This window comes from uncultured Campylobacter sp. (assembly GCF_937973075.1).
Classification (GTDB): domain Bacteria; phylum Campylobacterota; class Campylobacteria; order Campylobacterales; family Campylobacteraceae; genus Campylobacter_B.
Window position 1 is genome coordinate 25897 of sequence record NZ_CALBWL010000076.1, and the last position, 9104, is coordinate 35000.

The 9104-nt window shown below is 44.5% G+C and carries 4 protein-coding genes, 1 tRNA gene and 2 rRNA genes (1 of these 7 running past the window's edge); all 7 read left to right on the plus strand.

From position 1 onward, the window contains the following. Nucleotides 1–77 precede the first annotated feature (77 nt). Nucleotides 78–1235, plus strand: a complete 1158-nt coding sequence (nspC, locus tag Q0274_RS10675) for a carboxynorspermidine decarboxylase (RefSeq protein ID WP_298029593.1) — start codon at nucleotides 78–80, stop codon at nucleotides 1233–1235. 95 nt (nucleotides 1236–1330) lie between these two features. Then, nucleotides 1331–2290: a formate dehydrogenase subunit gamma gene (locus Q0274_RS10680; protein WP_298029595.1), complete on the plus strand. Its 960-nt coding sequence runs from the start codon at nucleotides 1331–1333 to the stop codon at nucleotides 2288–2290. Between the two features lie 84 nt (nucleotides 2291–2374). After that, the gene (gene yedF / locus Q0274_RS10685) at nucleotides 2375–2971 is read left to right on the plus strand and encodes a sulfurtransferase-like selenium metabolism protein YedF (protein ID WP_298029597.1); all 597 of its coding nucleotides are present in this window, start codon (nucleotides 2375–2377) and stop codon (nucleotides 2969–2971) included. Further along, nucleotides 2971–3990, plus strand: a complete 1020-nt coding sequence (gene selD / locus Q0274_RS10690; protein ID WP_298029599.1) for a selenide, water dikinase SelD — start codon at nucleotides 2971–2973, stop codon at nucleotides 3988–3990. Before yedF ends, selD begins: the two co-directional genes overlap by 1 nt. A gap of 561 nt (nucleotides 3991–4551) precedes the next feature. Further along, nucleotides 4552–6064, plus strand: a 16S ribosomal RNA gene (locus tag Q0274_RS10695). 336 nt (nucleotides 6065–6400) lie between these two features. Then, nucleotides 6401–6476: transfer RNA gene (locus Q0274_RS10700), tRNA-Ala, on the plus strand. A 656-nt stretch (nucleotides 6477–7132) separates the two neighbouring features. Next, nucleotides 7133–9104, plus strand: a 23S ribosomal RNA gene (locus Q0274_RS10705); its annotated part runs 1216 nt beyond the window's last position; the annotation flags it as partial.

The following is a 9104-nucleotide window of genomic DNA, read 5'->3' on the forward strand; positions in this document are numbered from 1 at the left end:
CTTTTTTAAAGATTAGGCGATTTTAACCAAAAATTCATAAAATTTTATATAATTGCGTAAAAATTTAATGAGGAAAAATGATGAAAATCGATGAAATTTCAACCCCCGCTTACGTGTGCGAGGAGCAAAAACTGGTAAAAAATTTAGAAATTTTACGCGGCGTAGGCGAGCGAAGCGGCGCAAAAATTTTATGCGCGCTAAAAGGCTTTGCGTTTAGCTTCGCAATGCCTTACGTAGACAGATACCTCTGGGGCGCTACTTGCAGCGGCTTGCACGAGGCGAAATTCGCCGCGGAATTTATCAAAAACGGCGAAATCCACACATACTCGCCCGCATTCAAAGAGGATGATTTGGATGAAATTTTAAAAATTTCAAACCACGTCGTATTCAATAGCGCCGCGCAGTGGCAAAAATACCGCGCAAAGGCGCTTGCTGCGGGAGCATCGTGCGGACTGCGGCTAAATCCGCAGACCTCCTTCGCGCCCAAAGACGCTTACAATCCGTGCGGCAGCTTTAGCAGGCTCGGGATGAGCCTTGAGGCGCTGCAGCGGGCGATCTTGCAAGACGACGAGTTTTTGCGCGGCATCTCGGGGTTGCATTTTCACGCGCTGTGCGAAGAGAGCGCTCAGAGCCTAGAGCGGGTGCTCGAGGTTTTTGAGGCGAAATTCGGCAAGTATTTTAGAGCCCTAAAGTGGCTAAATTTCGGCGGCGGGCATCATATCACGCGTGCAGGCTACGACGTGGAGCTGCTGATAGAGCTGATCAAAAAATTTCGCGAAAAATACGAGGTCGAAATTTATCTCGAGCCGGGCGAGGCGGTAGGCTGGGAGTGCGGGTATTTAGTCTCTAGCGTGCTTGACATAGTAGAGAATGGCGCTAAAATCGCTATTTTAGACGCTTCCGCTGAAGCTCATATGCCCGATACCGTGCTGATGCCGTATCGTCCTGCGGTGCGCGGCGAGAGCGAGAGCGGTAAATTTAGCTATCGTTTCGGCGGCAATACCTGCCTCGCAGGCGACATCGTGGGGCTTGAGAGCGGGCAGCCCGAGTATAAATTTGACGCGCCGCTAAACATCGGCGATCGGGTGATTTTCGAGGATCAGATCCACTACACGATCGTGAAAAACACGACCTTTAACGGCATCAAGCTGCCCGATCTCGTCTTAGCGGACGAGCACGGAGAGGTTTTGGCAATCAAAAAATTCGGCTACGACGAGTATGCGCGGCGAAACTAGCGCCGCACTTAATGCAAAAATGTAATTTTGCTTTGTAAGAAAATTTTTTGCAAAAAATGATATAATCGGCTTGAATTTTATATCTAAGGAAATCCATGAAAAGATTGTTTCTCGCGCTTTTTGCCTGTATTTATGCGCAGGCCGAAGAGAAAAAATATGCCGATATCGTGCAGGGGAATAGTGATGTTTGGGGCAATGCAAGGCTTGAAAACATCGATAGCTACGGCAACGGCTTCGGTCCGATTTTTCTGCAATTTCAAGGACATCTGCAAAGCTCGGGCTTTTTTGCTTGGTTGGCGCTGGGCGCGGTTTTGGGCGTAATCATAGCTTTTATTGGGCACTACGCGATCATAGGGCCGAAGCACTTCGATCATCACGCCGGCAAGCCGATCTATGCATTTAATAAATTTGAGCGCTTGTATCATCTCGTAGCAGCCGTCGCATGGGCGATCTTGGTTCCTACCGGCTTAATTATGATGTTTGGCGAAGAATTCGGCGGTGGCGCTTTCGTGAGATTTTGTAAAAACGCTCACGGACTAGCTACGATAGCCTTTGCGATCGCCGTTATGCCTATGCTAGTGACATGGTTTTGGCGTATGCTACCGCGAGCTTACGATATCAAATGGATGATGATCGTGGGCGGCTATTTAAGCAAAAAGAAGCGCACGATTCCCGCGGGTAAATTTAACGCCGGCCAAAAAGCGTGGTTTTGGGTCGCGACTTTAGGCGGCATAGTGATGATAGCCACGGGCGCATCGATGTTTTTCTTAGATTACAATATCCCTGAGATGAGAAGCGCGCTAGGTATGAGCCAGATCGAAATTTTAAGAGCAAGCGCGATTATTCATAATTTTTTGGGCGCGGTCTGCGCGGTATTTTTGCTTGTGCATATCTATATGGCGGTCTTTGCGATCAGCGGTGCCATTCACTCGATGATCGACGGACACAAGCCGGAGGAGGAAGTTTACGTCCTTCACCACTACTGGTATCGCGAGCTGCTCGATAAAGGGCAGATCGCTAAATCGCAATTTGAAGCGAAGTACCCGCGCTTATAACTTGGGTAAATTTTATGCGGGCCTGCTTGCGCGCGGCTCGCATTAGCTTTGAGGTTCAAAGAATTTTATTTTTAAGGATTACATATGCAACTAGATTGTCGCAATTTAAATTGCCCGGAGCCACTTTTGCGCGCTAAAAAAGCCCTCGGTGGGCTAAAAATCGGAGAGAATTTAGAAATTTTAGTAAACGATGTAGCGCCGCGCGAAAACATAAAACGCTTTTTGGCTAAAAACGGCTTTGAGGCGCAAATTTCACAAGCGGGCGCCGATACGCTTATAAAAACCGTAAAAACGGACGAGCTTAAAGATGAAAGTATCGACGATATTTATTGTAATGTCACGGCGCCAAAAAGAGGCAAGGTGATATTCCTAAACGAGGAGCAGTGCGGAAGCGGCCCGATCGGAAAGAGCTTGCTTGCTAAATTTTTAGGCGCGGCGCTAAGCTTAGACGAAAAGCCAGTGAAGGTCATCTGCGTAAACAACGCCGTGCGCATAACCACTAACCGCGGCCACGAATGCTTCGAAGCGATCAAAAAGCTAAACGAAGCGGGAGCTGAAATTTTAAGCTGCGGAAGCTGCCTAGAGGGTTACAAACTGGTCGATAAGCTCGCGATCGGCGAGATTTCAAACGCATACGAAATCATGGACGTCCTATCGAAATACGAAGTAATCAAGCTATGATCTACAGAGATTTTAACCTCACGAAATTTATTGCAGCCGCCGGTTGAGCCGCCAAGCTTGACCCGGCGGGTCTAACCGAAAATCTTGGAAATTTAATCGAGCCTAATGCAAGCCTACTGTCGTCCACCTGCAGCAATGAAGATGCGAGCGTATTTCGCATAAGCGACGATCTTGCGCTCGTGCAGACGCTTGATTTCATCACTCCTTTGGTGGACGATCCGTTTATTTTTGGACAGATCGCGGCGGCAAACTCCCTAAGCGACGTATTTGCAATGGGCGGTGAAGTGATAAATGCCCTAAATATAGTGGGTTTTGACGATTGTCATTTCTCAAACGAAATTCTGCGCGAAATTCTGCGCGGCGGCAAAGACAAGATCAAAGAGTGCGGAGGGGTCTTGGTGGGCGGTCACACCATCTCTACCCCCGAAATTTATTACGGACTTAGCGTCACGGGGCGCGTGAATCCGCGTAAATTTTGGAGCAATAACACGGCGCGCGAAGGCGACGTGTTAATCCTAACAAAACCTCTTGGCACGGGCATTATCGCTACGGCTATCAAGGCGAAATTTCTTAAATTTGAAGAATTTCGTGACGCGATAGAGAGCATGATTTTGTTAAATTTTTATACTGTGGGCGCGTTAGCGGGTCTAAAAATACATGCCGCGACCGATGTGACGGGCTTTGGGCTGCTTGGACACGCCCTTGAGATGATAAATGAGAAGGTAAGTTTTAAAATTTATCCTAGTAAAATTCCGCTTTTAAAAAGCGCCCTCAAATGCCTTGATGAGGGGCTGATCCCTGCAGGAAGCTATAAAAATTTAAAATTTATCGCGCCTGGTGTCGATCCCGAGCCGGACATAATGCTTTGCGACGCACAAACCAGCGGCGGACTTCTGCTTGCCGTAGCGGAAAAGGACGCAGCGCGAGCGCTTGCAAATTTAAGAAACGCAGGCTACGCTGGTAGCGCTATCATTGGCGAAGTAGTGGCACATGCCGAGCATAAAATTTATTTGGTTTAAATTCTTTTCTATTCAGCCCCTTTTAAGCATCGCTCTTGTATAATCACAATTCTGTTTCGCACCGAGTCGAATCTGCTTTCTTAACTCTTAAGTCCTAGTAGTTTTAGCCTTTTAGCGAACGCGTTTTTTAAAATTTTAACTGTTAAAAACAAATATCTTTAGTCAATCTTTGAAATCTAAACAAGTGATCGATTGAGCCTATGGATTTAGATTTAGATCGCCGGATCGAAATTTAGATTATTTTTTACATCCGTAACGAATATCTAATTAGCATCTAGCTTTAAACTAAACCTATCCATAAAAACAATGTTACAAAAACATAAAGTTTTTAGATTAAAAACTTCATAATCGTATCTGCCTGTATAAGTATAAAGAGTTTAAATCATAGATTAAATTTAAGACGCAGAATAAATCGGAGCCAAGCTTCGGTTTTTAATGCTATCCTTAGAAATTTATGATTTGCGAAAAACTTGTTTTTTCGCAAATCTTTATAACTTTAGGTGGGTGCAGGGAGCGAAAGCTCCCGCTCGCAGTAACGGCTTTGCCGTTGCGAGAAGTATAAATATGGAGAGTTTGATCCTGGCTCAGAGTGAACGCTGGCGGCGTGCCTAATACATGCAAGTCGAACGGAATTTAAAAGAGCTTGCTCTTTTAAATTTAGTGGCGCACGGGTGAGTAATATATAGCTAATCTGCCCCTTGCCGGAGGACAACAGTTAGAAATGACTGCTAATACTCCATACTCCTTTTTACCATAAGATAAATCGGGAAAGAATTTCGGCAAGGGATGAGACTATATCGTATCAGCTAGTCGGTGGGGTAACGGCCTACCGAGGCTATGACGCGTAACTGGTCTGAGAGGATGATCAGTCACATTGGAACTGAGACACGGTCCAAACTCCTACGGGAGGCAGCAGTAGGGAATATTGCGCAATGGGGGAAACCCTGACGCAGCAACGCCGCGTGGAGGATGACACTTTTCGGAGCGTAAACTCCTTTTGTTAGGGAAGAATAATGACGGTACCTAACGAATAAGCACCGGCTAACTCCGTGCCAGCAGCCGCGGTAATACGGAGGGTGCAAGCGTTACTCGGAATCACTGGGCGTAAAGGACGCGTAGGCGGATTATCAAGTCTCTTGTGAAATCTAACGGCTTAACCGTTAAACTGCTTGGGAAACTGATAATCTAGAGTAAGGGAGAGGCAGATGGAATTCTTGGTGTAGGGGTAAAATCCGTAGATATCAAGAAGAATACCTATTGCGAAGGCGATCTGCTGGAACTTAACTGACGCTAATGCGTGAAAGCGTGGGGAGCAAACAGGATTAGATACCCTGGTAGTCCACGCCCTAAACGATGTATACCGGTTGTTGCTGTGCTAGTCACGGCAGTAATCCACCTAACGGATTAAGTATACCGCCTGGGGAGTACGGTCGCAAGATTAAAACTCAAAGGAATAGACGGGGACCCGCACAAGCGGTGGAGCATGTGGTTTAATTCGAAGATACGCGAAGAACCTTACCCGGACTTGATATCTAACAAATCATCCAGAGATGGAAGAGTGTCTGCTTGCAGAAATGTTAAGACAGGTGCTGCACGGCTGTCGTCAGCTCGTGTCGTGAGATGTTGGGTTAAGTCCCGCAACGAGCGCAACCCACGTCATTAGTTGCTAACGGTTCGGCCGAGCACTCTAATGAGACTGCCTTCGTAAGGAGGAGGAAGGTGTGGACGACGTCAAGTCATCATGGCCCTTATGTCCGGGGCGACACACGTGCTACAATGGCATATACAATAAGACGCAATATCGTAAGATGGAGCAAATCTAAAAAATATGTCCCAGTTCGGATTGGAGTCTGCAACTCGACTCCATGAAGCCGGAATCGCTAGTAATCGTAGATCAGCCATGCTACGGTGAATACGTTCCCGGGTCTTGTACTCACCGCCCGTCACACCATGGGAGTTGATTTCACTCGAAGCGGGAATGCGAAATTCGCTACCCTCCACAGTGGAATCAGCGACTGGGGTGAAGTCGTAACAAGGTAACCGTAGGAGAACCTGCGGTTGGATCACCTCCTTTCTAGAGTACAAATAGATATCCTCTCACAAGGTATCTATCATAAAGTCTTAGCGCTAGCTTATGCTTAGTTCTAAGCATGCTCAATCGAGCTTGTTTAGGTTTGAGAGATTGACAGACAAGATTAAAATTTTAGTCTTGTATTTTATAAGCTATTTTCCTTAATATATTGAAGTAAGAATTAATTGCTTAATACAATCTATATTTTTAAAATAGATCTGTTTAGATTTTTTTCTTAGACGAGGAAGTTTTAAGAAAATCAAGGAGCGTATTAGATATACACGATGTCGATTTTTGCAAAAAACTAACGAAGTATAAGGAAAAAAGATAAACGAAGATGGGGAATTAGCTCAGCTGGGAGAGCGCCTGCTTTGCACGCAGGAGGTCAGCGGTTCGATCCCGCTATTCTCCACCATAAGATATTTGCGTCATATTTAATTTGATGTTAAATCTAAATAGAGAATTTTAATTCAGTTTTACCCAAGCGGATCGGTTTGTTAAATTTTAGCAAATTTGATCAAGCCGCCATAACTTAAAATTTTCTATTTAGGTTTAACCTAATCGTTCTTTAAAGTACCATTGTTAAAGTCACAATCAAGTTTTAATAAAACAATTTTACAGGACTTGTTAAAGCTTTGATTATTCGAAATGATGCCAAGCCTTTAGCTTTTTATGTTATCCAAAGCTAAAAGCTAAGATCAATACACGCTTATAGAGCTTAACTTACTTTATAAGTTTGATCTCTTTCCGTCTTAATTCGATTAATCAAATACTATAGAATAAATTTAACGCTTCAGTTTTAAAGATAGGGCATATTTAAAAGCTCTTATCCGTAGACCAAATGCTTAGTTAGATTGGTTTTATCTTTAGCAAGGAAGTAATGCGAATTAGAATATATAAATAAATCTAATAACTTCTTTACCGATTATGATCCGAAATAAAGCTTTAGAATTTGCTTTATTGCAAATTTTACGGCAACGCCGAAAGCGTTGCTGTGCTTTAGGTGAGGTGGGGGAGCGCTTGCGCTCCCCGTCGGAGCAAGAGCTTTGCTCTTGCGAGAAGTACTAAAAAAGGTAAGCTACTAAGAGCAAACGGTGGATGCCTTGGCTAGTAGAGGCGATGAAAGACGTGCCAGGCTGCGATAAGTCTCGGGGAGCCGTCAAGGGGCTTTGATCCGGGAATTTCTGAATGGGGCAACCCAATACATAGCGATATGTGTTACCATTAACGGAGCCAACGCGGGGAACTGAAACATCTAAGTACCCGCAGGAAGAGAAATCAATAGAGATTACGCCAGTAGCGGCGAGCGAACGCGTAAGAGGGCAAACCACTAGTTTACTAGTGGGGTTGTAGGACCGCAATATAGACTAGGATCTGATAATAGAACAATCTGGAAAGGTTAGGCATAGAGGGTGATACTCCCGTATATGAAATCACATCCTTACTTAGCGGTATCCTGAGTAGGACGGGACACGTGAAATCCTGTCTGAAGCCGGGTCGACCACGATCCAACCCTAAATACTACTACTAGACCGATAGCGTACAAGTACCGTGAGGGAAAGGTGAAAAGAACGGCGGTGAGCCGAGTGAAATAGAACCTGAAACCGTTTGCTTACAATCATTCAGAGCACTATGTGGGTCTGTTTGAATATTAAAGACGGCTTGTCTTTTGGCGATAAATTAATGAGTTCGATTTTTTCTCAATCGATAGGCTAAAAGCCTTATCTCAATCGAAAAAATCTTCACAACATTAATTTCTCATCCAAAATACCGCGCCTTTGGGCCGGTATATCTTGTTTTTATAAAATTCTATGCGGATGAAATTTTAAAAGTAAAGAAAGAGAGATAAAACTTCTAAAATTAAAATTTCAAATATAGATCAAATTTAAAATTTAAATCAAACAAGATAAGACGATCCAAGATTAGTATTGAAACAGATCCACAGTGTGATGGACTGCCTTTTGCATAATGAGCCTGCGAGTTGTGGTGTCTGGCGAGGTTAAGGAAACCCGGAGCCGTAGCGAAAGCGAGTCTTAATAGGGCGATTAGTCAGATGCTGCAGACCCGAAACGATGTGATCTATCCATGAGCAGGTTGAAGCCGGTGTAAGAGCCGGTGGAGGACCCAACCGACGGCCGTTGAAAAGGCTCCGGATGACTTGTGGATAGGGGTGAAAGGCCAATCAAACATCGTGATAGCTGGTTCTCTCCGAAATATATTGAGGTATAGCGTCGTGTAGTAGTTATAAGGGGTAGAGCACTGAATGGGCTAGGGCATACACCAATGTACCAAACCCTATCAAACTCCGAATACTTATAGCGTAACCACGGCAGTCAGGCGGCGAGTGATAAAATCCGTCGTCAAGAGGGAAACAACCCGGACTAACAGCTAAGGTCCCCAAATCTCATTTAAGTGGAAAACGATGTGAAGTTACTGAAACAACCAGGAGGTTGGCTTAGAAGCAGCCATCCTTTAAAGATAGCGTAATAGCTCACTGGTCTAGTGATTTTGCGCGGAAAATATAACGGGGCTAAAATGAGTACCGAAGCTTTAGACTTGCACTTAATCATTTATACTTGGCTTGGCTTTTGAGCGTCTTTAAATGAGCTCGTAAAAATAAATGCTCACGAACTATATGTTCGCTCCGCTTTATTTTTACGTCGCAACATTTAAATCCATCTCAAAAATCCTGCGCCATCTTGAGTTCAAATTTGAATCTAATGTCTTAGTCTAAATTTTAGAAATTTCAAATTTCTTAGAATTTTAAAATTTAGCAACATAAAGCAAAAAGACAAGCCGCAATAAAAGTATAAATTATTAAGTGCAAGTGGTAGGAGAGCGTTCCAATCAGCGTCGAAGCCGTACCGGTAAGGAGCGGTGGAGCGGTTGGAAGTGAGCATGCAGGCATGAGTAGCGATAAAATACGTGAGAATCGTATTCGCCGTAAACCCAAGGTTTCCTACGCGATGCTCGTCATCGTAGGGTTAGTCGGGTCCTAAGCAAAGTCCGAAAGGGGTATGCGATGGAAAATCGGTTAATATTC

Bases quoted from the DNA above. Each gene is read 5' to 3' on its own strand.
- yedF (WP_298029597.1), top strand. From the start codon at position 2,375: ATGCAACTAGATTGTCGCAATTTAAATTGCCCGGAGCCACTTTTGCGC.
- Q0274_RS10680 (WP_298029595.1), top strand. From the start codon at position 1,331: ATGAAAAGATTGTTTCTCGCGCTTTTTGCCTGTATTTATGCGCAGGCC.
- nspC (WP_298029593.1), top strand. From the start codon at position 78: ATGATGAAAATCGATGAAATTTCAACCCCCGCTTACGTGTGCGAGGAG.